General features: G+C 66.1%; 22 protein-coding genes and 1 pseudogene. 6 read left to right on the top strand and 17 right to left on the bottom strand.

Going from position 1 to position 23,678, the window contains the following annotated elements; translation table 11 throughout:
* Nucleotides 1-27: 27 nt before the first annotated feature.
* Nucleotides 28-896 (bottom strand): annotated as a pseudogene (locus tag ABVK50_RS13570) (DMT family transporter).
* Between the two features lie 128 nt (nucleotides 897-1,024).
* On the opposite strand from ABVK50_RS13570, the gene ABVK50_RS13565 reads away from it, so the two are divergent.
* Together ABVK50_RS13565 and ABVK50_RS13560 are read left to right on the top strand one after the other, a co-directional pair.
* Nucleotides 1,025-2,203 carry an NAD(P)/FAD-dependent oxidoreductase gene (locus ABVK50_RS13565; protein ID WP_353641067.1) on the top strand — a complete coding sequence of 393 codons (1,179 nt, stop codon included), beginning with the start codon at nucleotides 1,025-1,027 and terminating at the stop codon, nucleotides 2,201-2,203.
* Nucleotides 2,200-3,636: a DEAD/DEAH box helicase family protein gene (locus tag ABVK50_RS13560; RefSeq protein WP_353641068.1), complete on the top strand. Its 1,437-nt coding sequence runs from the start codon at nucleotides 2,200-2,202 to the stop codon at nucleotides 3,634-3,636. The genes ABVK50_RS13565 and ABVK50_RS13560 overlap by 4 nt, the downstream gene beginning before the upstream one ends.
* A 123-nt stretch (nucleotides 3,637-3,759) precedes the next feature.
* Here the strand turns inward: ABVK50_RS13560 and ABVK50_RS13555 are convergent, their stop codons facing one another.
* Nucleotides 3,760-4,122, bottom strand: a complete 363-nt coding sequence (locus ABVK50_RS13555; RefSeq protein WP_353645939.1) for a VOC family protein — start codon at nucleotides 4,120-4,122, stop codon at nucleotides 3,760-3,762.
* Between the two features lie 275 nt (nucleotides 4,123-4,397).
* On the opposite strand from ABVK50_RS13555, the gene ABVK50_RS13550 reads away from it, so the two are divergent.
* Complete coding sequence (locus tag ABVK50_RS13550; protein ID WP_353641069.1) at nucleotides 4,398-5,681, top strand: MFS transporter; 1,284 nt, start codon at nucleotides 4,398-4,400, stop codon at nucleotides 5,679-5,681.
* 79 nt (nucleotides 5,682-5,760) lie between these two features.
* Complete coding sequence (locus tag ABVK50_RS13545) at nucleotides 5,761-6,426, top strand: SH3 domain-containing protein (RefSeq protein WP_353641070.1); 666 nt, start codon at nucleotides 5,761-5,763, stop codon at nucleotides 6,424-6,426.
* An 18-nt stretch (nucleotides 6,427-6,444) separates the two neighbouring features.
* On the opposite strand, the gene ABVK50_RS13540 is transcribed toward ABVK50_RS13545, so the two are convergent.
* From ABVK50_RS13540 to cobA, 5 genes are all read right to left on the bottom strand, one after another.
* Entirely contained in the window at nucleotides 6,445-6,756 is a 312-nt protein-coding gene (locus ABVK50_RS13540) for a hypothetical protein (protein WP_353641071.1), read from the bottom strand.
* Nucleotides 6,757-6,861: 105 nt separating this feature from the next.
* On the bottom strand, nucleotides 6,862-7,872 hold the full coding sequence (gene cobT / locus ABVK50_RS13535; protein ID WP_353641072.1) for a nicotinate-nucleotide--dimethylbenzimidazole phosphoribosyltransferase: 1,011 nt from the start codon (nucleotides 7,870-7,872) through the stop codon (nucleotides 6,862-6,864).
* A gap of 24 nt (nucleotides 7,873-7,896) precedes the next feature.
* Nucleotides 7,897-8,643: an adenosylcobinamide-GDP ribazoletransferase gene (cobS, locus tag ABVK50_RS13530; protein ID WP_353641073.1), complete on the bottom strand. Its 747-nt coding sequence runs from the start codon at nucleotides 8,641-8,643 to the stop codon at nucleotides 7,897-7,899.
* 118 nt (nucleotides 8,644-8,761) lie between these two features.
* On the bottom strand, nucleotides 8,762-10,075 hold the full coding sequence (locus tag ABVK50_RS13525) for a cobyrinate a,c-diamide synthase (protein ID WP_353641074.1): 1,314 nt from the start codon (nucleotides 10,073-10,075) through the stop codon (nucleotides 8,762-8,764).
* Nucleotides 10,072-10,848: a uroporphyrinogen-III C-methyltransferase gene (gene cobA / locus ABVK50_RS13520; RefSeq protein ID WP_353641075.1), complete on the bottom strand. Its 777-nt coding sequence runs from the start codon at nucleotides 10,846-10,848 to the stop codon at nucleotides 10,072-10,074. The genes ABVK50_RS13525 and cobA overlap by 4 nt, the downstream gene beginning before the upstream one ends.
* A gap of 53 nt (nucleotides 10,849-10,901) precedes the next feature.
* Here cobA and ABVK50_RS13515 point away from each other — a divergent pair, with 53 nt between their 5' ends.
* Entirely contained in the window at nucleotides 10,902-12,017 is a 1,116-nt protein-coding gene (locus ABVK50_RS13515) for a cobalt-precorrin-5B (C(1))-methyltransferase (protein WP_353641076.1), read from the top strand.
* Here ABVK50_RS13515 and cobM read toward each other — a convergent pair.
* From cobM to cbiE, 3 genes are read right to left on the bottom strand one after another with little or no spacing between them, the layout of a single operon-like run.
* Entirely contained in the window at nucleotides 11,984-12,748 is a 765-nt protein-coding gene (gene cobM, locus ABVK50_RS13510) for a precorrin-4 C(11)-methyltransferase (protein WP_353641077.1), read from the bottom strand. The two genes, ABVK50_RS13515 and cobM, sit on opposite strands and share 34 nt — an antisense overlap.
* Nucleotides 12,745-13,122: a cobalamin biosynthesis protein gene (locus ABVK50_RS13505; RefSeq protein WP_353641078.1), complete on the bottom strand. Its 378-nt coding sequence runs from the start codon at nucleotides 13,120-13,122 to the stop codon at nucleotides 12,745-12,747. Before ABVK50_RS13505 ends, cobM begins: the two co-directional genes overlap by 4 nt.
* On the bottom strand, nucleotides 13,119-14,342 hold the full coding sequence (gene cbiE / locus ABVK50_RS13500; RefSeq protein ID WP_353641079.1) for a precorrin-6y C5,15-methyltransferase (decarboxylating) subunit CbiE: 1,224 nt from the start codon (nucleotides 14,340-14,342) through the stop codon (nucleotides 13,119-13,121). Before cbiE ends, ABVK50_RS13505 begins: the two co-directional genes overlap by 4 nt.
* A 163-nt stretch (nucleotides 14,343-14,505) precedes the next feature.
* Here cbiE and ABVK50_RS13495 point away from each other — a divergent pair, with 163 nt between their 5' ends.
* Nucleotides 14,506-15,273: a cobalt-precorrin-6A reductase gene (locus tag ABVK50_RS13495; RefSeq protein ID WP_353641080.1), complete on the top strand. Its 768-nt coding sequence runs from the start codon at nucleotides 14,506-14,508 to the stop codon at nucleotides 15,271-15,273.
* Here ABVK50_RS13495 and ABVK50_RS13490 read toward each other — a convergent pair.
* The 7 genes from ABVK50_RS13490 to ABVK50_RS13460 are packed head-to-tail and all read right to left on the bottom strand — an operon-like array spanning nucleotide 15,237 to nucleotide 23,669.
* A complete protein-coding gene (locus tag ABVK50_RS13490) occupies nucleotides 15,237-16,001 on the bottom strand; it encodes a precorrin-3B C(17)-methyltransferase (protein WP_353641081.1) in 765 nt (254 codons plus the stop codon). The two genes, ABVK50_RS13495 and ABVK50_RS13490, sit on opposite strands and share 37 nt — an antisense overlap.
* Entirely contained in the window at nucleotides 15,998-16,729 is a 732-nt protein-coding gene (locus tag ABVK50_RS13485; RefSeq protein WP_353645940.1) for a precorrin-2 C(20)-methyltransferase, read from the bottom strand. Before ABVK50_RS13485 ends, ABVK50_RS13490 begins: the two co-directional genes overlap by 4 nt.
* 2 nt (nucleotides 16,730-16,731) lie before the next feature.
* Nucleotides 16,732-17,364, bottom strand: a complete 633-nt coding sequence (locus tag ABVK50_RS13480) for a precorrin-8X methylmutase (protein WP_353641082.1) — start codon at nucleotides 17,362-17,364, stop codon at nucleotides 16,732-16,734.
* A gap of 2 nt (nucleotides 17,365-17,366) precedes the next feature.
* A complete protein-coding gene (gene cobG, locus ABVK50_RS13475) occupies nucleotides 17,367-18,689 on the bottom strand; it encodes a precorrin-3B synthase (RefSeq protein WP_353641083.1) in 1,323 nt (440 codons plus the stop codon).
* On the bottom strand, nucleotides 18,686-22,195 hold the full coding sequence (cobN, locus tag ABVK50_RS13470; protein ID WP_353641084.1) for a cobaltochelatase subunit CobN: 3,510 nt from the start codon (nucleotides 22,193-22,195) through the stop codon (nucleotides 18,686-18,688). The genes cobG and cobN overlap by 4 nt, the downstream gene beginning before the upstream one ends.
* A gap of 14 nt (nucleotides 22,196-22,209) precedes the next feature.
* The gene (cobW, locus tag ABVK50_RS13465; protein ID WP_353641085.1) at nucleotides 22,210-23,247 is read right to left on the bottom strand and encodes a cobalamin biosynthesis protein CobW; all 1,038 of its coding nucleotides are present in this window, start codon (nucleotides 23,245-23,247) and stop codon (nucleotides 22,210-22,212) included.
* Nucleotides 23,244-23,669, bottom strand: a complete 426-nt coding sequence (locus ABVK50_RS13460) for a DUF1636 family protein (protein WP_353641086.1) — start codon at nucleotides 23,667-23,669, stop codon at nucleotides 23,244-23,246. Before ABVK50_RS13460 ends, cobW begins: the two co-directional genes overlap by 4 nt.
* Nucleotides 23,670-23,678 lie beyond the last annotated feature (9 nt).

Raw genomic sequence — 23,678 nt, 5'->3', positions numbered from 1 at the left:
GGGGATAGCAGGAGCACTGGTCGGCCGTCACTCTGTTTTGGCCCGCCCGTTCCTGCCCACGAGATTCAGCAAATTGCCGGTGAGGATGAGCGCAGCGCCGAGTGCGGTGAAGAGGTCTATCTGCTCGGAATAGAGCAGCCAGCCGACGGCGGCCGTCGCCGGCACGCGCAGGAAATCCATCGGCATCACCACCGTCGCGTCGGCATGGACCATGGCGCGCGCCATGCAGTAGTGCGCGAAGGAGCCGGCGAAGGCGATGACCAGGATCCACGGCCAGACGCCGGCCGAGGGCTGCCGCCAGACATAGATCGCCGGGACGAGGCCTATGATCGACTGGATGATCAGCATCCAGAAGATGATCGCCACGACTGTTTCGGTCCGGGTAAGCGATTTCACCATGGCGAAGGAAATGGCGAAGGCGAAAGCGGCGGAGAGCACGATCAGCTGGCCGGGGTCGAATGCATCGATGCCGGGCCGCACGATGATCGTCACCCCGACCAGCCCCAGCACGATCGCAGTGATCTTCCAGACATTCATGCGTTCGCCGAGGAAGCTGACTGCCAGAAGCGCGGTCCAGATCGGCGCGGTGAATTCGATGGCGATGAGCTGCGCCAGAGGGATCATCGTCAGGGCCAGCAGCCAGGCGAACTGGCCGGCATAGTGGGCGATGTGCGGCCGACATGCTGCCAAGGCCGCCGCGTGCGCATGGCGCGCAAGCCGCCGGCAAGCCGGATCAGCGGATAGAGCATAAACAGCCCGATGACGGAGCGCATCTCCATCACCTGGAACACGTCGAGCTCGCGCGTGGTCTCGCGGCCGGCAATGGTCATCAACAGCATGCAAGCCAGCGAACAGCCCATCCAGAATGCCGCAAGCAGGTTCGATTGCCGGTTCATGCCGCGCGGTGTCGCAAGAGCGCGGCCGGGCCGCAACGGCTAGCGGCGTCAATCGAATAGTCCAACGCCTGCGACTCCCATCTTCGGCCGGGGTGCTGTAGGTGAGCCGTTCCAGCAGGAGATACGGCTTGCAGACCTTCGATGTTGTGGTGATCGGCGCGGGCGCGGCGGGCATGATGTGCGCCGTCGAGGCGGGCAAGCGCGGCCGCTCGGTGCTGGTCGTCGAGCATGCCGCGTCGCCCGGCGAAAAGATCCGCATTTCCGGCGGCGGCCGCTGCAACTTCACCAATCTCCATTCCAGCCCGAAGAATTTCCTCTCGCAGAACCCGCATTTCTGCATTTCGGCGCTCAGCCGCTACACGCAGCGCGATTTCATCGCCATGGTCGAGCGGCACGGCATAGCCTGGCACGAAAAAACGCTCGGCCAGCTCTTCTGCGACGGCTCGGCAAGGCAGATCATCGACATGATGGTTGGCGAGATGAAGCGCCACGGCGCGGAACTGCGCCTTTCGACGCAGGTGGAAAGCATCGAGAAAACGTATGGCGGGTTTACGCTGGCGCTGAACGACGGCGCAGTCGGCGCAAAGTCGCTGGTGGTCGCCAGCGGTGGAAAGTCGATCCCGAAAATGGGCGCTACCGGCTTCGGCTATGATGTAGCCGCCCGGTTCGGCCTGCGGATCGTCGAGACCCGTCCGGCGCTGGTGCCGCTGACCTTCGACCAGAACACGCTGGCGCGGCTGGCGCCGCTTTCCGGTGTCGCCGTGGACGCGGTCGTGTCCTGCGGCAAGACGAAATTTTCGGAGGCCATGCTGTTCACGCATCGGGGGCTTAGCGGCCCGGCGATCCTGCAGATTTCGTCCTACTGGCGCGAGGGCGAGGAGATCGCCATCTCGATGCTGCCACAGACCGACGTGTTCGAGGCTTTGCGCAAGGCCCGCGCCGAGAACGGAAGGCAGGCGGCGCAGACCGCGCTTGCCGCCTTCCTGCCCAAGAAGCTGGCGCAAACGATCGCGGAACAGGCAAACGCCCTGGGGAATCTCGCAGATCTCTCCGACAAGGCGCTCCGGAAAATCGAAGCAGCAGTGAATGGGTGGCGGGTCAAGCCGGCCGGCTCGGAAGGTTACCGCACGGCGGAAGTGACGCTGGGCGGCGTCGATACGCGCGACCTTGATTCGAAGACCATGGAGGCGAAGTCGGTCCCCGGCCTCTATTTCATCGGCGAGGTGGTCGACGTGACCGGCTGGCTCGGCGGCTTCAATTTCCAGTGGGCGTGGTCGTCCGGCTGGTGTGCGGGGCAGGCGGCATGAACGTTTCGATCACAATGGCCGGGCCGGACCGCGACCATGATTTTGTCCCGCGGCCGCACCAGGTCGAGGCGAAGGAAGCGATCCTCGCGGCGCGGGAAGAGGGCCGGCCGGGCTTCCTGCTCGGCGATCTGACGGGGCTCGGCAAGACGCTGTCGGCATGGCTTGCGATCTCGGCGATGTCGGAAAAGGATGTGCTGGTGATCTGCCCGAAGGGCGCAATCCCGCAGTGGCGGCGCACGATCGCGCATTCGCCAGACGCTGGCAAACGCGTCACCATCATGAATTTCGAACGGACCAAATCGCTGATGGCGCCGCCGGCGGTCAGCACGAAACGCTCGACGCGGGCGAAGAACAACGAGCTTGCCAGGCTGGGTACGCCGAAGCGCGTCTGGCCGATCGTGGTGATCGACGAGAGCCATCGCATCCGCAATCCCAATTCACAGCAGGGGATGGTGTGCCGGCAGATGGCGGCGGCCTCGAAATTCACCATCTATATGAGCGCAACGGCGGGGCAGTCGCCGCACGAACTCTCCTATCTCGGCAGGCTGCTGGCCTACGCCACCGGCGGCTCGAGCGGTGAACTCGACGACTTCCGCAAGCTGATGAAGCGGCTCGGCATCGGCCGCGTGAAAGGCCGCTGGAAGAATTGGTCGTGGGAGCCCAACGAGCGCGACCGCAAGCTGATGTCGGACCTGCTCTACAAGGGTCGCAACGCCATCGGCATGCGCCGCCGCCCCGAAGACATCGCGGGCTGGCCGGAGGTGCAGCGCGAGCTCGCCCCGGTGGCGCTCGATCCGGCGGGGAAGAAACTCTACGACGCGACATGGCGCGAGTTTAGGCGCGAGCTGGGCTTGGCCGGCGGCAGCACGCGCAAGCCGGCGGGCTGGGCGGCCGATCTGCGCTTTCGCCAGAAGGCGAGCCTGATCCGGATTGCGGGCACGGCCGAATTCGTCGAGGATCTCCTGGCCAACGGCCAGCAGGTGGCGATCTCGGTCGCCTTCCTCGAGACCAGCGCGATGCTGACGGAAAAGCTGCGGGCGCGTGGCTGGTTGGCGGGCGAAATCAATGGCGAGCGTTCCGGCGAGGCCAATGAGGAGACCAGGGTGGCGTTCCAGACCGGCCAGCTCGACGCGGTCGTCTTCACCGTCACCGAATCGATCTCGCTGCACCAGGGCGAGATGCCGGGCGGCGAACGCGAGCGCTCGCTTGTCATCCACGATCTGCGCCACAGCGCCATCCAGTTGCAGCAGATCGAGGGCCGCGCCCACCGCGACGGCCGGCGGGCGATCATCTACTATGCCTATGCCGAGGACACGGTGGAGGAAAAGATCGGCGCGACGGTGGTTTCGCGGATGATGTCGATGGAAGGCATGGCCGGCGACGACACGCGGCTTCTGGAAGAGATCGCGGAGGTGATGGGCGCGGAGGTTTGACGTTGTTCCCGACGGATGCCACCGCGATGCCGCTGATATGCCAAGCAGGCAGACGACCGGGCATGACTGCTACAGCATTCTGGCGTCGATGCGAAGCGAATGCATCGGATGTGTGAAAGGTCGCTAGCCGCTGTTGCTGAAGGCTCGGCTGGGAACTGATATCGAATTTTGGCACGGATCTTTTGCGTTGGCGAACGTGTACCCATCCGCCTTGTGGATAGCGCCGAACTCCAAGCCGTTTTCTGCGCAGCGACCACAAAAGGCTTCCACGTCCTCCACGTCAAATACAAGCTTGACGATTGATTGACCGCTCCGTTGCCCTTTGGCTGCTTGATGAAGCATTAAATTCGCCCCGCCATCCTGGCTGACCAGTTCAACAATTCTGTCGCCGGGCGTTCTTGTTGCTGTAAAGCCGAAATGCATCTCATAAAAGCGCACCATCTCCTCGACGTCCTTGGCGTAAATCACCAGTCTGTTGAGCGCCACGTTCGCCTCCGATTGCGCATATGCTCGATCACGGGGATACAGAGCATCGGCTTTTGTCATGCCACATTATGAGGAGTAGGCCACTCCCAGCTACTCCTGGTATCAGAGGCTCGCATTTCAGGGGTGATAAAGACGCTCCAAACCCCACGGTTGCCATAAGCGACCCCTCGCTGGCGCGGCGGAAATGCTGACGTGGCGCTGCCAAATCGAGACAATCCGGCCAAGAGTGCTCAGGACAAGCCCGCTATGCGGGCAAAACCGGAATGCGGCGACAAATGAACACTGCAATCGGTGCGCCTGCTGCCTCCGACATAGACGGCGCCTATGCCTGGTGGCGGCTTGCCGTCTCCACGCTGCTCTCGACGCTGGGCGGCATCGGCATGTGGGCCGTGGTGGTGGTGCTGCCGGCGGTGCAGGCCGAATTCGGCGTGGACCGCGGCGACGCCTCGCTGCCCTACACGCTGACCATGATCGGCTTTGCGATCGGCAATCTTGTCGTCGGCCGCTTCATCGACCGGTTCGGTTTCATGTGGCCTGGCATCATTGCCGCGCTGGTGATGGGCTTCGGCTTCATACTTGCAGCGCTCACCACCTCCATCACCCAGTTCACACTCATCCAGGGCGTCATGATCGGGGTTGGCTCGTCGGCGACGTTCGGGCCGCTGATCGCCGATATCTCGCACTGGTTCGACCGCCGCCGCGGCGTCGCGGTCGGCGTGGCGGCGAGCGGCAACTATCTTGCAGGCGCGGTATGGCCGATAGGCATGCAGGGCTTTCTCGTCTCCGACGGCTGGCGCGCAACCTATATCGGCATCGGCGTCATCTGCATCGCCGCGATGATCCCGCTGCTGCTCCTGCTGCGGCGCAGACACCCTCGGGGCAGCCATGGCCATGCCGAAGGAGCGGCCCCCAATGCGCGAGTACAACCGATTTCCATATCGCCGCGGGTGCTGCAGGCGCTGCTGGTGATAGCCGGCGTCGCCTGCTGCGTGGCGATGTCGATGCCGCAGGTGCATATCGTCGCCTACTGCATGGATCTGGGCTACGGCGTGGCGCGCGGCGCCGAGATGCTGTCGTTGATGCTGGCGGCGGGCATCGTCAGCCGGCTCGGCTCCGGCTTTCTCGCCGACCGGATCGGCGGCATCAGGACACTGCTTATTGGCTCGGTGCTGCAAGGCCTCGCGCTGCTGTTCTACATTCCGTTCGACGGGCTGGCGTCGCTCTATGTCGTATCCTTCATCTTCGGCCTGTCGCAGGGCGGCATCGTGCCGTGCTACGCCATCATCGTGCGCGAATACATGCCGGCGGCGGAAGCCGGCCGGCGCGTCGGCGTGGTCGTCATGGCCACGGTCGCCGGCATGGCTCTCGGCGGCTGGATGTCGGGCTGGATCTACGACCTGACCGGCTCCTATGCGGCCGCCTTCCTGAACGGCATCGGCTGGAACCTGCTCAACGTCTCGGTGATGGTATTCCTGCTGTGGCGCTCGCGCGGCTTCGTCAGACATGATCCCCAAAAGTGGGAACCGGTTTTGGGATCAGATCATGGGCAAACAAGATAAGGCCCGGTTCCGCATGTGCGGGGATCGCGGCTCTGCTCCGTCAACCGCGTTTTAAGGCCTTGCCGGCATCATTGCCGGCATGGCTGGATTCACGCTCCCGAAACTCAGATGGCTGCTTATCGGCGCGGCGGCAGCCGGCATTTGGGCAATGACCCAGGAGCCGCCGAGCCGGCAGCGTCACGCCGATGGCCCAAGGCCGGCGGCCTCGGTCCAGCGCCGGGCGACGCCGCCGGCAATTCCCAAGAACGCGGTCGCGCCGCAGCCCAAGCCGTCGCAAATGGCAACCGGTTCGATCCCCCGGCCGGAAAGGCCGGTCGGCGGGACAGCGATCGAAGGTTCGTCGCTGTTCACGACCTCGCGCGTTCACCTCCGCGCCAGGGCGAGCACGTCCGCGACGATCGTCTCGACGCTGAAACCCGGTCAGAAGGTCGGTGTGCTGGCGCGCGACGGCAAATGGCGGCTGGTTCTGTTCGATGGGCAAAAGGGCTGGGTGCATGGCGACTATCTCGCCCCGCAATCGACTGCGCCTGCAGTCGCAGAGGGGCCAAGGCCGGCGCTGCCGGTGCAAAGCCGGCCGGCCGGGTCCAGGCCCTGGGGCTCGCTTATCGGCGGCCGCCATCCGGCGCGCGCGCCGCAGGGCGGCAACTGCCAGTGCCCCTTCGACCTGATGCTGAACGGCAAGCAGTGCGGCGAGCACAGCGCCTATGCCCGGCAAAGCGGGCGCGGCGTCGAGTGCTACTTGTAGCAACCTGAATAAAGAGAATCACCGCCGGGCGAGCAGGCCGAGAAGCAGGCCGAGCACCGCGACGCCAACTACCGCGGTCGCGACCGGATTGTCATGCGCTGCTTTCTGGACGGCGCGCGATTGCCTTTTGACGTCCGGCATGACGTCGCTGATGCGGGAAAGAATGTCCTCATAGAGATCGGCGGCGCGCTCGCTGGTGTCTTCATAGGCGGCCGCCCCGCGCTTGCTCAGCGTCTTCTTCAGCGAGGCCACTTCGCGGGTCAACCTGGCGACCTGCGCTTCCAGATCGTCGCCGACATCGCTGTGATGTCTCCATAAATTGGCAACCATGGTGAAATCCCTTCGCCTCGAACGGTCGAGGCAAAACGGCGGCAATCGTCAATTGTTCCAATGCAGGAGGTCTGCGCCGGCAAAGACTCGCCGGCGACCCAGCGGCTACTTCTCCGATACGCCGGCTTCCGCAAAACTCGCCATGCCGGTGTGGCAGGCAAGCGCTGAGCGCACGATATTGACGGCGAGGCATGCACCCGAGCCTTCGCCGAGCCGCATACCGAGTTCGAGAAGCGGCGCAAGCTCAAGCGCTTCGAGGAGGCCGCGGTGGCCGGCCTCGGCCGAGACATGGCCGGCGAGCGCGTGGGCCAGCCCCTTGTCATGCAACCTGGCCAGCGGCGCAGCCGCAGCCGTCGAGACAAAACCGTCGAGCAGGACCGGAATGCCGAGCTGGCGGGCGGCCAGGGTCGCGCCGAAGATCGCGGCAAGCTCGCGCCCGCCGACGGCGGCTGCGACCTTCAACGGGTCGCCCAGAATGTCCGCGTGCAGCTTCAGCGCCTTGTCGATGGCCGCGATCTTGCGCTGCAATCCGGCATCGTCGACGCCGGTGCCGCGGCCGGTCCATTTTTCCGGCGCACCGCCAAAAAGCGCCGCGGCAACCGCGGCGGCGGTCGTGGTGTTGCCGATGCCCATTTCGCCGAAGCAGACGAGGTCGAGATCTCCCGCGACGGAGGCGTGGCCGATCGACACGGCGTCGAGGAATTCCGCCTCGCTCATTGCCGGGCCCTGCGTGAAATCTCCGGTCGGCCGGTCGATTTCAAGCGGGATCACGTCGAGGCCAGCCCCGGCGGCGCGGGCCAACTGGTTGATGGCGGCGCCGCCGCCGGCGAAATTCGCCACCATCTGCGCGGTGACTTCCGCCGGGTAGGCCGAGACGCCCTGTGCGGTCACGCCGTGCGAGCCGGCAAAGACGATGACCTTGACCTTGTCCAGCCTGGGCGTGCCGCGGCCCTGCCAGCGCGCCAGCCAGGCGACGATGGTTTCAAGGCGGCCGAGGCTGCCCTGCGGTTTGGTCAGCGTGTCCTGGCGGGCCGCGACGGCGGTCGCCGCGCGGTCGTCTCCGGCCGGCAGGTCCTGGCAGGCAGCGTGCAGCTCATCCAATGATTTGAAGGGCATAGACGAAATTTCTCCGGAAATGAGTCAAATGAAGACGGCGGAAGCGATGAAAAGCACGGTGATTTCTCCGGCCTGCTGCAGCGCGCCTGCGGCGTCGCCGGTCTGGCCGCCGATCTGGCCGAGGCAGAGGGCGCGGAACAGGGAGAAGACGATGCCGAGGCAGAGGGCGGCAGCGACCGCGCCGGACAATCCGAGCGCAAGCAGCGCCAGCGCACCGAGCGCGGCTGCCGAAAGCGCCGTATCGGACGAGATCGCGCCGACGCCGGCAGACAGGCCGTCGGTGCGAGCAGGCGGCAGCATATGCATGAAGGCCGGAAGCAGCGCCCGCGACGCGGCATGCGCGGCGATCAGCGCGCAGAAGACTGCGACGGGGCTGCCGAGTTCAGAAATCGCACTCCAGCGCAGCAGGATCGAAAAGGCCAACGCGCAGGCGCCATAGGTCCCGATGCGGCTGTCGCGCATGATCTCCAGCTTTTTCTCGCGCGTCCTGCCGCCGCCGAAGCCGTCGGCGGTGTCAGACAGCCCGTCCTCATGCAGGCAGCCGGTGGCGGCCATCGTCGCGGCAAGCGCCAGCGCTGCGGCCGGGCCGGCGGCAAGGCCGAGGAAGGCGGCGAGAACGTAGACGATCCCGCCGATCAGCGCGACAACGAGGCCGACGACGGGCGCGGCCCAGATCGCACGCGCGAAGGTGGAGTGCTCCGCTCCGAAATGCGGCAACGGCAGCCGGGTGAAGAAGACGAGGCAAAGCGCGATGTCGGAAAGATGTTTCATCGACGGGGCGCTCGCAATGGCGCGGTTGGGGACAGTTTACTTATTTCCGCTTGCACCAAGTTTGCCGGGGCGCTGCCTCTCTGCGGAAAGAAAGTAAACTGTCCCCGGAAAGGCATTGTCAGCCCCTCGCGATCGCGTGGAAGAAGGTGCCGGAAACATGGCCGCGGCGCCCGCCGAATGCGCCGAGCGGGTTGCCCTGGCCGTCAGCGAGCTCGGCCAGCCTGTCGTCGCTGCCGGGCGCGGTCATCTGTGCGTAATGGAACTCGTGGCCGCGGATCACCGCGCCCGCCGGCCCGAGCGGGCAATCCGCCAGTAATCTTGCCTGGCGATAGCCGAGGTTCATCTTGCGCCTGGCGAAACTCGTGGAATGACCAAGCAGGCCGAGCATTTCATGTGTTTTGCCCTCGGCGTCTTCCAGCGCCTCACCCAGAACCATGAAGCCGCCGCACTCGCCATGGACAGGTTTCGTTTCGGCGAATTTCTTCAGCCCGGTGCGGAAGTTCTCTGCAGCCGCGAGCTTACCAGGATGCAGTTCGGGATAGCCGCCGGGCAACCAGCAGACATCGCAATCCGCGTGCGGCGCTTCGTCGGCGAGCGGCGAGAACGGCACGATCTCCGCCCCGGCATTGCGCCAATGCGACGCCAGATGCGGGTAGAGGAAAGTAAAAGCCGCATCCCGAGCCAGCGCGATGCGCTGGCCGGGCGGCGGCAGAGCACCGGAAACATCCGTCGCTGCCGAAGGCATCGGCGCGGCCAGCGCCATGATCGCGTCGAGGTCGAGCGAACGCTCGACCATGTCGGCGAGCCGGTCGAGATGCGCCACCAGGTCGGCATGCTCTTCCGCCTGCACCAGGCCGAGATGGCGTTCGGGCAGATTGAGTGTCGGATCGCGCAGGATCGCACCGACCACCGGCAGGCCGAGCGCTTCGATCGCGTCGCCGGCAAGGCGGCGGTGGCGCTCGCTGCCCAGCCGGTTCAGCACCACGCCGGCGATCCGCACATCGGGATCATAGGCCGCGAAGCCCTTCGCCACAGCGGCCGCGGTCTGCGACTGGCCGGAAACATCGAGCACCAGCAGCACCGGCAGGCTGTACAGCCGGGCGAGATCGGCTGCCGATCCGGAGCGGCCCGGCTCGCCGGGTATGCCGTCGAACAGGCCCATGGCGCTTTCAAGGAACAGCAGTTCGGCGTCGCGGGCAGCCTCCGAGGCCAGCGAAGCGAGCAGCGCCGGCGGCATGGCCCAACTGTCGAGATTGACGCCGGGCCGGCCGGTGGCGGCGGCGTGGAAACCCGGATCGATATAATCCGGCCCGGATTTCGCGCCGCGCACGGCGATGCCGCGCCGCGCCAGTGCGCGCAGAATGCCGATGGTGACGCTCGTCTTGCCCGAGCCCGAACGCGCCGCGCCGATGATGATGCCGCGGGAGGTCATCGCAGCTTCTCGCGTAGCGAGACGATGCGGCCGATGACGATCAGGGCAGGCGAGGTTACGTTTTCCCGCTCCGCCGTCTCGACTAGCGTTCCCAGCGTCGCGACGATTGTGCGCTCGTTCGGCAAGGTCGCGTTCTCCACGAACGCGGCGGGCGTCTCGTCGGCCAGTCCGCCGGCTCGTAGCGAAGCGATCGTGTCTGGCATGTGGGTCAAACCCATATAGATGACGATCGGCTGGCCGGTGCGGGCGAGCGCGGCCCAATCCGGGCGGTCGTCGCTTACCGCGGCAAAGCCCGTGGCGAGGATGATCGCGCCGTTGATGCCGCGCATCGTCGCCGGGATGCCCGCCGAGGCAAGCCCGCCAAAGGCGGATGTGACGCCTGAGAGAACGCGATACGGAATGTTTTGCGCCGCCAGCGCCAGCGCCTCCTCGCCTCCGCGCGCAAACACCAGCGGATGGCCGCCCTTCAGCCGGACGACTTTGCGGCCTTCCCTGGCCAGGCGGATGAGAATGGCGTTGATCTCGTCCTGCGGAATGGAAAGCCTGCCGCCGCGCTTGCCGACATAGAATTTTTCGGCCTGTTCGGCGATGGCGATGATCTCCTCCGATACCAGCGCGTCGTGCACCAGCGCGTCGGCCTGGTCCAGCGCCGACAGAACGTCGAGCGTCAGGCAGCCGGGATCGCCGGGGCCGGCGCCCGCCAGCCAGACATGGCCGGGCTCGAGCACCGGATGTGTATGCTTCAGGCGGTGAATGGCTTTTTCGAGACTCATGGATGCCGCTTTCGACGATGACGGGCGGCTCTAGCAAGCCTATAGATCGCGCCATGGAAATTGAAGATCGCCCGCTGAAGCGCGGCTGGACCACCGGCGCCTGCGCCACCGCCGCGACCAAGGCGGCCTGCGCGGCGTTGATCACCGGCAGTTTTCCGGACCCGGTCGAGATAACCCTGCCGGGCGGCCAGCGCGTGGCTTTCGCCTTGGCGACGTCTCAGGCGGGGGATGGCCAGGCGATGGCCGGCATCGTGAAAGATGCCGGCGACGATCCCGACGTGACCCATGGCGCGCTGGTCAAGAGCACGGTGCGGGCGGGCGCGAAGGGCTCCGGCGTCGTGTTCAGGCGCGGGCTTGGCGTCGGTCTTGTGACGCGTCCGGGCCTGCCGATCCCGCCGGGCGAACCAGCGATCAATCCGGTGCCGCGCAAGATGATCGCCGCGGCGATTGCCGAAGTGGCAGGCGAGGGGGCCGATTTCGAGGTCGAGATTTCCGTGCCCGACGGCGAGAAGATGGCGGAACGCACGCTGAACCCCAGGCTCGGCATTCTCGGCGGCATTTCCATCCTCGGGACGACCGGCATCGTCATTCCGTATTCCTGCTCGTCGTGGATACACTCTATCCATCGCGGCATCGACGTCGCCCGCGCCATGGGTTTTGCCCACGTTTCCGGCGCGACCGGCAATGCTTCCGAGATCGCCGCGCAAAAGTTCCACGGTCTGCACGAGGTGCAGCTCATCGATATGGGCGATTTCGCCGGCGGGATGCTGAAATACCTGCGCAACCACCCGGTGCCGCGCGTGACGATCGCCGGCGGCGTCGCCAAGATGACCAAGCTGGCGCAAGGCATGCTCGACCTGCACTCCAAGCGCGGGGCGGCCGATCTCGATGCGCTGGCGGCGGTCGCCGGCGAGGCGGGCGCCTCGGGCGAACTGGTGGAAAAAATCCGCGCCGCCAATACGGTCGCCGAAGCCTTTGCCGAAGCGACAGCCGACGGCGTTCCGATCGGCGCGGCCATTGCGGACGGCGCCTGGCACACGGCGGCGGCAGTGCTGAAGGATACGGAGATTGAACTCGAAATCCTGATCTTCAACCGGGAAGGCGAGTTGATGGGGCGCAAGCCGTTTGCTGCTACTCATAACCCCTCCCGCCCCCGGAAACGGCGCTGATAATAGGCGTCGTAGAGCGAGCTTTCGCGAAAGCCCTCAGCCGCCAGCGACCTGCCGACGAAGATGATCGCGGTGCGCTCTATCGGGTTCTTCTCCAGTTCCGCCGCGATCGTCGCCAGCGTGCCGCGAATGATGCGCTCGTCGGGCCAGGAGGCATGGAATACGACCGCCACAGGGCAATCTTCGCCATAGAGCGGCGACAGTTCCTCAACGACACGGTCGATGGCATGGATGGCGAGATGGATCGCCAGCGTCGCCCCGGTCGCGCCGAAGGCGGCGAGCGTCTCGTTCGAAGGCATAGGCGAGGCGCGGCCGGAAACGCGCGTCAGCACCAGGCTTTGCGCGACTTCCGGGATGGTCAGTTCGCGTCCGAGGGCTGCCGCGGCGGCGGCGAAGGCGGGAACGCCGGGTGTCATCGTATAGGGGATGCCGTGCTTTTCGAGCCGGCGGATTTGTTCGGCCACCGCGCTCCACACCGAAAGATCGCCGGAATGCAGGCGGGAGACATCATGCCCAGCCCGATGCGCGGAAAGATATTCTGCTTCGATCTCGTCGAGCGACATCGGCGCGGTGTCGACCAGCTTCGTCCCGGCGCCGCAGTAATCCAGCAACTCCGGCGAGACGATGGAACCGGCATAGAGGCAGACGGGACAGCGTGCGAGCAGCCTGCTGCCGCGAACGGTGATGAGGTCGGCTGCACCAGGGCCAGCGCCGATGAAATGGACCGTCATGCAGCGTTCCCCGATATTGCGAGCGCGCAGGTGACCGGACCGATGACGATGCGCGGGCCGTAAAGGCGCGCGCCTTTGCCGGCTGCCGCCAGCGCGGCGGCTTCCGAGACGGACGGTACGCCGGCGAGGGCTTGGGACAGGTCGGAATGAGTGCTGACTCCGAGCAAGGGCGCTTCATCCTCCATTACAATCACCGGCAGTCCAAGCTCACGTCCCGCGGCAAATATGGCTTTCTCCTCCCGCTTGAACGCAGTGGTGGCCAGCGACGACAGCGCGCCCACGTCGAGCCCATGCGTCTCCAGCGTCGCTTTCACGGCGGCAGTAATTTCAGCCGTGCTCACGCCCTTGCGGCAGCCTATTCCCGCGACGATCATGGCTTCACCCACGACCATTGGGTGACCGGCATGGCCGGCCGCCAGCCCTGCATCGAGCCGACAGGCGCTGCGCGGGAGACGGATATACGCGTAAGCTCGCCGCCAAGCTCCGCCTGGCGCGCCAGAATCAGCGCTTCCATTTCCAGCGTAACGGCGTTGGCGACGAGACGGCCGCCGGAGGGCAGGACGTCGATCGCGGCGTCCATGACGCCGGCTTCCGAGCCGCCGCCGCCGATGAAGATGGCGTCGGGCGTTTCGAGTCCAGCAAGCGCGCCGGGCGCGAGACCTTCGATGATGACCAGTCCGGGCACACCGCAGGCACTCGCATTGCGATGGATGCGGGCGGCGCGCTCCGGCGAAGCCTCGATAGCGATCGCGCGCATGGACGAATCGGCCAGCATCCATTCGATCGAGATCGAGCCGGAGCCAGCACCGATGTCCCACAGCAGTTCGCCGCGTTTCGGGGCCAACGCTGCGAGCGTAACTGCGCGCATTTCGCGCTTGGTGATCTGGCCATCATGCTCGAACAGATCGTCGGCCATGCCGGGCGTCAGCGGCAGGATTCTTGCATCGCGCGTCGAATCAACTTGCAGCGCCAACACATTGAGTGGGTTTATTTCTTCCAGGTCGAAGGCATTGGCCTGTGCCGAGCGCAACCGCTCGTTCGGACCGCCCAGCGCTTCGAGGACAGTTAGCCGCGATGCGCCGAATCCCAGTTCCGTCAGCAGTTTCGCGACGCTAGCGGGACCGGCGGCATCGGAGGTTAAAGCAAGGATGCGCGTTTTCGGATGCAGGAGCGGGCGGATCAGGTCGATAGGCCTGCCATGCAGGGAGACGGTCTCGACATCCTGCAGCGCCCAGCCGAGACGACTTGCCGCGAGCGAAAACGCCGAGGGCGTCGGGATTGCCTGCATTTTCTCCACCGACACTTTCCGCGCCAGCGTCGCACCGACGCCATGGAAAAAAGGATCGCCGGAAGCCAGAACGCAGACATTTCGGCCGCGCAGCGCCAGCACATCGCGCATTTCCGGATCGAACGGCGTCGGCCATGGGCGCGCTTCCCCCTTCACCAGGGGAGCCGCCAATTCAAGATGACGCTTGCCGCCGAAGACGACCTCCGCGCCCGCGATGCAGCGCCTGGCCTCGTCGCCGAGACCCGCTACACCGTCCTCGCCTATGCCGACGATGGTGAGCCATTTGGGCTGTTGATTGTTTGACATGCCGCGCCGCCTCTCACCTGCCTGCCGGCATCCTCTCCCCGTATCCTTCGACAAGCTCAGGACGGGGGGAGGAGAGATGGCCGCAACGTTGACGACCCCCTCTCCCCGTTCTCGCGGGGAGAGGGTAAGGGTGAGGGGCAGATTCCATTGGACGTGGCGCCAGTTGACCAAAAAAATTCTCATCCTCGGCGGAACGACGGAAGCCCGGCAACTGGCTGGCAAACTTGCCGAGCGCGGCGAGGTCGAGATCACGCTGTCTCTGGCCGGGCGCACGGAAAGCCCGGTCGCGCAGCGTGTGCCGACCCGCAGCGGCGGCTTTGGCGGGGCGAAAGGATTGGCCGCTTATCTGCGCGAGCAAAAGATCGGCCTTTTGATCGACGCCACGCATCCCTATGCCGCTAACATCTCGCGCAACGCCGCCGAGGCGGCGCGATTGGCCGGCGTTCCGATACTGGCGCTGCGCCGTCCCGCGTGGGAACCGGTCGAGGGCGACCGCTGGACGCTGGTCGACGATGCGGCCGAAGCGGTGAGGGCGCTCGGGACCACGCCACGAAATGTCTTCCTGGCGCTCGGACGGCAGGAGATCGCCGAATTCGCTGCCGCCCCGCAGCACGCCTACATCATCCGCAGCGTCGATCCTGTCGAGCCGCCGCTCGATGTGCCGGACGCGACCTATATTCTGGCGCGCGGCCCGTTTGCCGAGGCTAACGAGCTTGACCTCCTGCGGGCGCACCGAATCGACGCCATCGTCGCCAAAAACAGCGGCGGCAGCGCAACCTACGGCAAGATAGCCGCGGCGCGAAAGGTCGGCATCGAAGTGATCCTGTTCAGCAGGCCTGCTTTGCCGGACGTGTGCTCCGGGGCAAGCGTCGGCGAGGTGCTGGCAATGATCGATCATTGGCTGGAGTCTGCGGAAAAGCGCGGCGTATAGATCAGCGCCGGCCGCTCGCCGCGTTCGATGGTTCTTGTTTCGGGCGAGCCGATGATGACGCAGGTCGCCATGTCGGCCTTTTCCGGATCGGCCTCCGAAAGCGGGAACACGTCGATCCGCTCGTCCGGGCGGCCGGCGGCGCGGCCGAAAATGACGGGTGTTGTTGTTGGCAGGATGCCGCGCAATGTCTCGAAGGCGCGGCCGAGCTGCCACGGGCGCGCCTTGCTGATCGGGTTGTAGAGCGCAATCACGAAACCGGCGCCGGCCGCGGCCTGCAGGCGCTTCTCGATCAGGTCCCACGGTTTCAGATTGTCCGACAGCGAAATGGCGCAGAAATCATGGCCGAGCGGCGCGCCGATCCGGGCGGCGACCGCGAGCATCGCGGTGACGCCGGGAACTATCGTCAGATCGACGTCGCGCCATTCCGTCGGGCCGGCCTCGATCGCCTCGCAGACGGCGGCGGCCATGGCGAAGACGCCGGGATCGCCGCCCGAGACCACCGCGACCTTTGCGCCCTCAGCCGCCTTTTCAAGCGCGGCCTTGGCCCGCGAAAGCTCTTCGCGATTGTCGGAGGCAATGCGCGTCTGGTCGGGGCGAAGTTTTAGCCGGTCAACATAGGGCCCGTAGCCGAAGAAGAACTCGGCCTCGGCCGCCGCCTGGCTCGCTTGCGGCGTGATCTGGTCGGCATTGCCGGGGCCGAGCCCGATGACGAAAATCTTTCCGCTCACGGCCGGCCCGCCCAGCCTGCCACCAGCACGATCGAGAAATAGGGCGCGTCGTCGTCCGCCTTGTCGGCCAGCGGCATCGATGCGGTGTTGGCCATCGTGCCGCGCTCGACATAGATTGCGCGGGCGAGCTTGCCCGTCGCCTCCAGCGCGCGGCGGATTTTCGAAAGATTGCGGCCGACCTTCATGATGACGGCGGCGTCCGTGTCGGCAAGCCGGCGCGTCAGCTCGAATTCACTCATCGTGCCCGGCAGAACCGAGAGCACGTCGTCGCCCTGGACGATCGGCAGACCGGCCTGCGACCAGCAGCCCGACATCGCCGTCACACCGGGGATGACTTCGGTCGAAAAGCGGTCGGCGAGGCGCACATGCAGGTGCATGTACGATCCGTAGAAAAGCGGGTCGCCCTCGCTGAGCACGGCGACGGTGCGTCCCGCCGTCAGATGTTCGGCAACCGCCTTCGCCGATTCTTCATAAAAGTCACTGATCGCCGATTTGTAGTCGACGTGCTCCTTGTCGACCTCGACGGTGACCGGATAGAGCAGCGGCAGCTCGATGATTTCAGGCCGCAGATGCTCGGAAATGATGGCGCGCGCATTGCCATTGCTGCCGCGCTTCGAAAAATGTGCGACCACGTCGGCTTCGGCCAGCGCGCGCACCGCTTTTAGGGTCAGCAATTCGGGATCGCCGGGTCCGGTGCCGACGCCGATGAGGCGGCCTTTCGGTTGCATTGTCACAGGCCCGGCCTCGCAAGTGCATTGACGGCCGCAGCCGTGATGGCGCTGCCGCCAAGGCGGCCGCGCACGATTGCATAGGGGACGCCATAGGAATTTTCGGCAAGCGCGTCCTTCGATTCGGCCGCCCCGACGAAGCCGACCGGCATGCCGATGATCGCGGCCGGCTTCGGCGCACCATCGCGCAGCATCTCAAGCAGGTAGAACAAGGCGGTCGGCGCGTTGCCGATCGCGACGACCGAGCCTGCCATGCGCTCGCCCCACAGCCGCATCGCGGCGGCGGAGCGGGTGTTGCCGATTTCTCTTGCGATTTCAGCCGTTTGCGGATCACGCAGAGTGCATATGACCTCGTTATCGGCCGGCAAGCGCGCACGGGTTATGCCGCGCACGACCATCTCGGCATCGCAGAAGATCGGCGCGCCTGCTATCAGCGCATTTCGCGCCGCCTCGACAAATCCTTCAGAGAAAACAAAATGTTGCGCCGCTTCGACCAATCCGCAGGCATGCACCATGCGCACCGCGACATCGGCCTCGGCCTCTGAAAAGCGGCTGAGATCGGCTTCGGCGCGGATGATCGCAAAGGAGCGCTCATAGATCGCCATGCCGTCGTGAATGTAGTCGTACTCGACCATTGTTATCCTTGCCTGAAGGCTGCCGCGACCCGGGTTTCACCCAGCCGCGCAAGACAGGACGCGGAATTTTCTTCCGGCCTGCGCTGATTTCGGAGAAGTTCGGCAACCCGGCCAAAGCCGCGCACGGCGTCATAGCCCGGCGTGTAGGCCGCCGGAAGCCCCTTGGCCGTTCCCGAAACGACAAGTCCGGCTCCTTTTTCGCCGCCGACCAGCGTCAGCGCGGCTTCAGCCGGATGGGCGCAGCCTTTGGCGCAGCCTGAGACATGAAGGGAGAGGGAGCGGTCGAAGGTATCACCATCTTCCTTCGCGATTTCCTCGGCGATTTTTCGTGTCTCGATGTGGCCGGACCCGCAAGCAGGGGTTCCGGGGCAGGCGGCAATCTTCGTGCGGGGGTCGGCGGGATCGGTGACGAAGCCGAGCGATGCCGCGGTGCTTCGGAGTTCCGCGCAAGCGGGTTGCACGGGGCCGAGGACGAGCAAAGTGCGCTCCGGTGCGAAGCGGATTTCGAAGGCACCGAGCGAGGCAGCGGCTTGTACGAGCGCGATGAGCGTTTCGGCCGGCACGCTGCCGAAGGGCAGGGCGATGGCGAGGGCGTGAAGGTTTTCGGCAAGGGGGAAGGTGCCGATAGGTATAGAGGGGGGCAACGCAGGGCGCGAACCGTTCCGCCCTTGCGTCAAGACGGCCAGTTGCTCAGGTTCGAGATCCCGCGCACGCCCCTCGCGCCCGAGCGCTGCGATGGCGGCGAGGATCGCGAGCGCGGCGTCGGCGGCGGCTGTTTCTGGCAACAGGGCGAGTTGGCTGGCTGTCCTGCCGTCGCCTGCCACCGACAAGCGCCAGAGGATGCCAGACTCGTGCCGTTCTGCTACCAACCTGACATCAGCCAGCACGGTACCCATCCCCAGCCAGCCCCCGCCGTCGATGACGACGGAAACCTTCGGGCCGAGGCGGCTTCCCAGGCCGGCGGCCTCGATGCCTTCCCGGATGCGCTCCGCCAGCGGGCGCGGGTCGGCGACTTCATCCGGGTCGAGCCCGGCGAGCGGTCCGGTCTCGACGGGAACGCCTGTACGAACCGCGATGCCGAGCGCATCGACCTCGGCTGCCAGAATCAGTGCGGATTCAATGGTCAAACCACGTATCTGCAGGCTGCCGCGCGCGGTGACTTCCATGATGCCATTGCCGTGACGCACAGCCGATTCACACAAGTCGATCAGCGCGTTGGGGGAAATGCCTCCAGCAACCGAGTTCAGACGGACGAGCAGGCCGTCGCCGGTCTGCATCGGCGCGGAAAGTGCTGGACAGGCGCCGCGGCGGGAGAAACCGGTCATGCCGCCTCCAGCGCTTGCGCCTCGGCGATCAGGGCCGCGAGGTCGTCATCGATGGAGTTGCGCAGGGGGTGCCACAGACCGCGACGGCGCGCCGAGGCGAACCGTTCAGCGATGACTTTCGCCGCGGCCGGGTTCTCGCGCAGGATGAACGCGCGGACTTTTTCATCGCCGAGATAGGCGTCGTGGACAGCCTCGATCAGCGCGCCGGGAATGGCGTTGGTGGTTTCGGCGAAGCCGACCAGCCGGTCGACGGTTTCGGCGAATTCGGACGCGCCGCGCGGGCCGTGCCGCATCTGGCCGTCGATAAAGCGCGGATTGGTCGCGCGGGCACGGACCACGCGGGCCACCGCTTCGGTGATCGAGCGGGCGCGCGTTCGCGCCGGGTCGGTGGTGTCGAGCACGATGACATCGGCGTTCTTGCCCAACGCTGCGAGCGCGGCCGAAAAGCCGCCGATGAAGGCGACATCGGCCGAGCCTTCGAGAATGTCGCGGCCAGGATCGTCACCCGTGTGCACCAGAAGATCGGCTTCGGCGATGCGGGCGGCGAATGCGCCGGGCACGGCCATGCCTTCGCCGCCAACCCCGCCATAGGCGTGAGAGGTGGCTTCCAGATAGGCGCGGCCGATTTCTTCGCGGGACTGCCAGTCGCCGCTCGAGAGCAAATCCTCGGTGCCCGCGCCATATGTGCCGGGTGAGGAGCCGAAAATGCGGGACGGCGCCTTTCCGGTCGCGCGCGCTTCGGCGGCGAGCGGGTTCTCGGAAGCCGCCTCGTCGCGAGCGGCGACAGCGGCGGCGGCCGCGTCGATCAGCGCGATCTGGGTCGGGAACATGTCACGGAACAGGCCGGAAATGCGCCAGGTGACGTCGACGCGAGGGCGACCGACCGTAGCGGGCGGCAGCACCTCGATGCCGGTGACGCGGCCGGTCGCGGAATCCCATTGCGGACGGCAACCCATGAGGAACAGGCCCTGGGCGATTTCCTCGCCGCCGGTGCGCAGCGATGCGCTGCCCCACAGATCGATGATCAGCGAGCGCGGCCACTCGCCGTGATCCTGCAGATAGCGGCGCAGCATCTCCTCGGCGGCGGCGCGGCCGAGATCGAAGGCGGTCGGCGTCGGCATCGTGCGCGGGTCGGCGGTGAACAGGTTGCGGCCGGTCGGCAGCACGTCCATCCGGCCACGCGCCGGCGCGCCGGCCGGACCGGCGGTGATGTGCCGGCCGTCGAGCGCGGCGATCAGCGCGTCGCGTTCTGAATCAGCGCTCTGCCGGCACGCATCCGGCGCGTCGTCGGGGGCGCGGCCAAAAATGTGGAGGCCATCCTTGATGGCGAAATCCTTGAGATCGCAGAGCCAGGAATCGATGCGGCGCAACGCCTCGTCGGGCGCGTCGGTCTTCGCCACGCCGGCTTCGGCGGCGAGGCCAGTCTTGGCGGCGGTTTCGACGATCAGTTTTGCGAGCCGGTCGCGGCGGCGGCGGTCGAGGCCGTCGGCCTGTGCGTATTCGTCGACCAGCCGCTCCAGTTTCTGCTGGTTCTCGTCCAGCCCGGCCTCCGTGAGAGGCGGCGGCAGATGACCGAGGGTGACGGCCGCGATGCGCCGCTTGGCCTGCGCTGCTTCGCCCGGATTCGAGACGATGAAGGGGTAGATGACGGGCAGCGAGCCTGTGACGATTTCGGGAAAACAGCCGCTGCTCAGCGCCACCGTCTTGCCCGGCAGCCATTCCAGCGTGCCATGCGCGCCGACGTGGACGATGGCGTGGATGCCGAGCGATTTGCGCAGCCACAGGCCGAAGGCGAGCAAAGCGTGGCTCGGGGGGAGGGTCGGGTCGTGATAGTCAGCGCGGCGATCCGCCGAGCGGCCACGGTCGGGAGCGAGGGCGACCGTGATGTTGCCGAAAGTGGCGGCGCGGAAGGGGAACCAGGTATCTTCGCTATAGCTGCCTTGGGCCTCGCTGGTGAGATCGCCGCGGCGGGATGCATCAGAAGCTTCGATTACCGCAGTGTCTGCCGCGCCCCAAGCCGCTTCAACGGCCTCACGCGCGTTGGCGGGCAGATCGCCGGAGAGGCTTGCATAATCCTCCAAGCTCAATCCCTGATCGCCGTGCTCAAGCAACTTCAGTAATTCGCGCGGCGATTCTGTAATGTCCTCAACGGTATAGCCCTGTTGCTTCAGGTCGTGCAGCATGGCGAGCACGCTTGCCGGCACGTCGAGGCCGACGGCGTAGCCGGTGCGGCCGGGCGCGCTGGGATAGTCCGGGATCAGCACCGCGATCTTCCGCTCAGCGTGCGGCGTGCGCTGCAGGCGGATGAAGGCGGCGATCCGGTCGGCGACCTGCGCCACGCGGTCCGGCTCGGGGCGGTTGGCGAAAGCCTTGAAGGCAAGCGCCGCATCCGCTTCGGTCTCGGCCTTGAAAGCGATGGCTCCGGCAAGGATGCGGCCGTCGAGCTCCGGCATGACGACATGCATGGCAAGATCAGCCGGTGCGAGGCCGCGCTGGCTTTCCGCCCAGGCCTCGCGCCGCGTGGTGGCGACGATGACCTGGAAGACCGGAACGCCGGCGCGATCGAACAGTGTTTCGACGCCCGGTTCGGCGCCAGTCGCGAAGGCGGTCGCGGTGATGATCGCGGCAGGCGCGAGGTCGGCGAGGGCTGTTTCGACGAAGGCGACGGAGGCCGGGTCTTTCAGGCTCGAAACGAAGATCGGGACGGGCGCCATGCCTCGCTCGCGCAAGGCTTGGACCAACGCGTCAATGGGCGCGACGTCTGCGGCCAGCAGCATGGAACGGTAGAAGAGGATGGGGATGACGGCGCTCTTGCCCTCCCCCTTGCGGGGAGGGTCGATCCGCGAAGCGGAGCGGGGTGGAGACGATTGCGCTCGATTCTGTGCCACCCCCACCCGGCCCTCCGGGCCACCCTCCTCGCAACGGGGAGGGTAAGGCGCGTGCTCGACCACGCCGCGCGCCGGATCGTAAAAGCCGGCTTTCGGAACGGACACAGGCACCGTTGCCGTTGTCTCGCCGCCGGCCAATCCCGCCAATCGCTTCACCAGCCCGCGCATGTTTTCCGGGCCGCCTTCGCGAAAATAGCCGAGCAGGGCGTCGAGTTCGTCGCGCGGCAGGGTCGAGCATTCGATGAGGCGCAGATCCTCGTCGCGGCATTCGCCGGGCAGCAGCGCCAGTTGGATACCCTTTTCGCGGGCGATCGCGGCCAGCCGATCGCAGCCGTAGCGCCACCAGTCGTAGCCACCGAGAATGCGCACAAGGATGATTTTCGCGTGCGCTGCGACGCTGTCGATCCACAGATCGACCGACATCGGGTGGCGCAGGTCGCGCAGTGCGGCAAGCCGCATCGACGGCAGGTTCACCGAGTCGGCCTTCCACGCGGCCGCCAGCCCCGCCAGATCGCTGTCGGTGAAAGACAGGGCCACGATATCCGCCGGCGTCTGCCGCAGATCGACCGGCTCGACGAGGTCGTCAAGCGAGGCGGATGTCGTGGTCAGGATGTGCATGGCTGCACGGTGTCCTAGCTGACGAGGATGCGTTCGATCGCGTCGCGGTTGAGGCCTTTCAGCCCGATGACCACCAGCCGCGAGCGGCGGTCGTCCTCGGCGGTCCAGGCGCGGTCGTAATAGTGGTTGACGCGCGGGCCGACTGCCTGGACCAGAAGCCGCATCGGCTTGCCGCCCACATCTACGAAACCCTTCACGCGCAGCACGTTTTCCTCGTCTGCGGCCGCGGCGACGCGTTTTGCGAGGTCGTCGGGGTTGGAGACCGCCGGAAGCTCGACGATGAAGCTGTCGAAGTCGTCATGCTCGTGGTCGAGCTCATCGTCATGATTGGTCTTGCGGTTCTCGATATCATCCTCGACGGCGAGCCCCATGCCGAGCAGTACGGACGGATCGACCTTGCCCTGCGAGGTCGGCACGATCTTGACCGATCGCGCGAGGTGTTCGCCGATGACGGCATTGGCGCGGGCGCTGCCGGCGGCGTCGAGCAGGTCGCTCTTGGAAAGGATAACGAGGTCGGCACAGGCGATCTGGTCCTCGAACACCTCCTCGACCGGATTCTCGTGGTCGAGCGAATCGTCGCTGAAGCGCTGCGCCTGCAGGGCGTCGAGATCGGAGGCGACCTTGCCGGCGGCAAGGGCCGGGCCGTCGACCACGGCAACGACGCCGTCGACGGTGACGCGGCTCTTCACCGACGGCCACTGGAAGGCCTGGACCAGAGGCTTCGGCAGAGCGAGGCCGGAGGTCTCGATGATGATGTGATCAACCTTGGGCTCCAGCGCCAGGATCTGGTCGAGCGCCGGTACGAAATCGTCGGCGACGGTGCAGCAGAGGCAGCCATTGGCCAGTTCGACGATGTTTTCCTCCGGGCAGGCATCTATGCCGCAGCCCTTGAGGATCTCGCCGTCGATGCCGATGTCGCCGAATTCGTTGACGATGATGGCCAGCCGCCTTCCATTGGCGTTTTCGAGGATGTGGCGGATCAGCGTGGTCTTGCCGGCGCCAAGAAAGCCGGTGACGACGGTGCAGGGCACGCGGGCGGCGGAAGCGGTCATGAATTGTCCTTCAGGAGGTCGAGGGGAGGAATGCGCGCGACGAGGCCGCGCTTGAGGCTGTCGGGACGGCCGCGCCATGGCAGGAGGCCGTCTGCCGAGGTGGCGAAGAGCTTTGCGCCGGTTATCAGGTCTGGAGCGCTATCGGCGGTCAGGTCGCCGAAGACGTAGCTCCAGGACCCATCGCGCAAAATGGCGGCGGAGAGCCGCCGCTTGCAGTTGCCGAGGCATTCTACCTGCCTGACACCGATATTGCTGTTCTCTGCGGCGAGCCGCGTCGCGTCGCCCAAAACTTCGCCGGCGCGCGGGCGGGCATCGGAGCCGGTCTCGTCGCGGCAGGACGAGCAGACGACGACCGTGACGCCGGCATGGCCGTCATCGCCTGCGTCCCCGTCCTGTTGCGGAAAAATGCCGTCGGCTTTCAAGTCATCATG

The sequence above is a fragment of the Mesorhizobium sp. WSM2240 genome, assembly GCF_040438645.1.
Taxonomy (GTDB): Bacteria; Pseudomonadota; Alphaproteobacteria; order Rhizobiales; family Rhizobiaceae; genus Allomesorhizobium.
The sequence above is the reverse complement of the archived record's forward strand: the minus strand, read 5'-3'. Positions and strand labels throughout refer to the sequence as shown.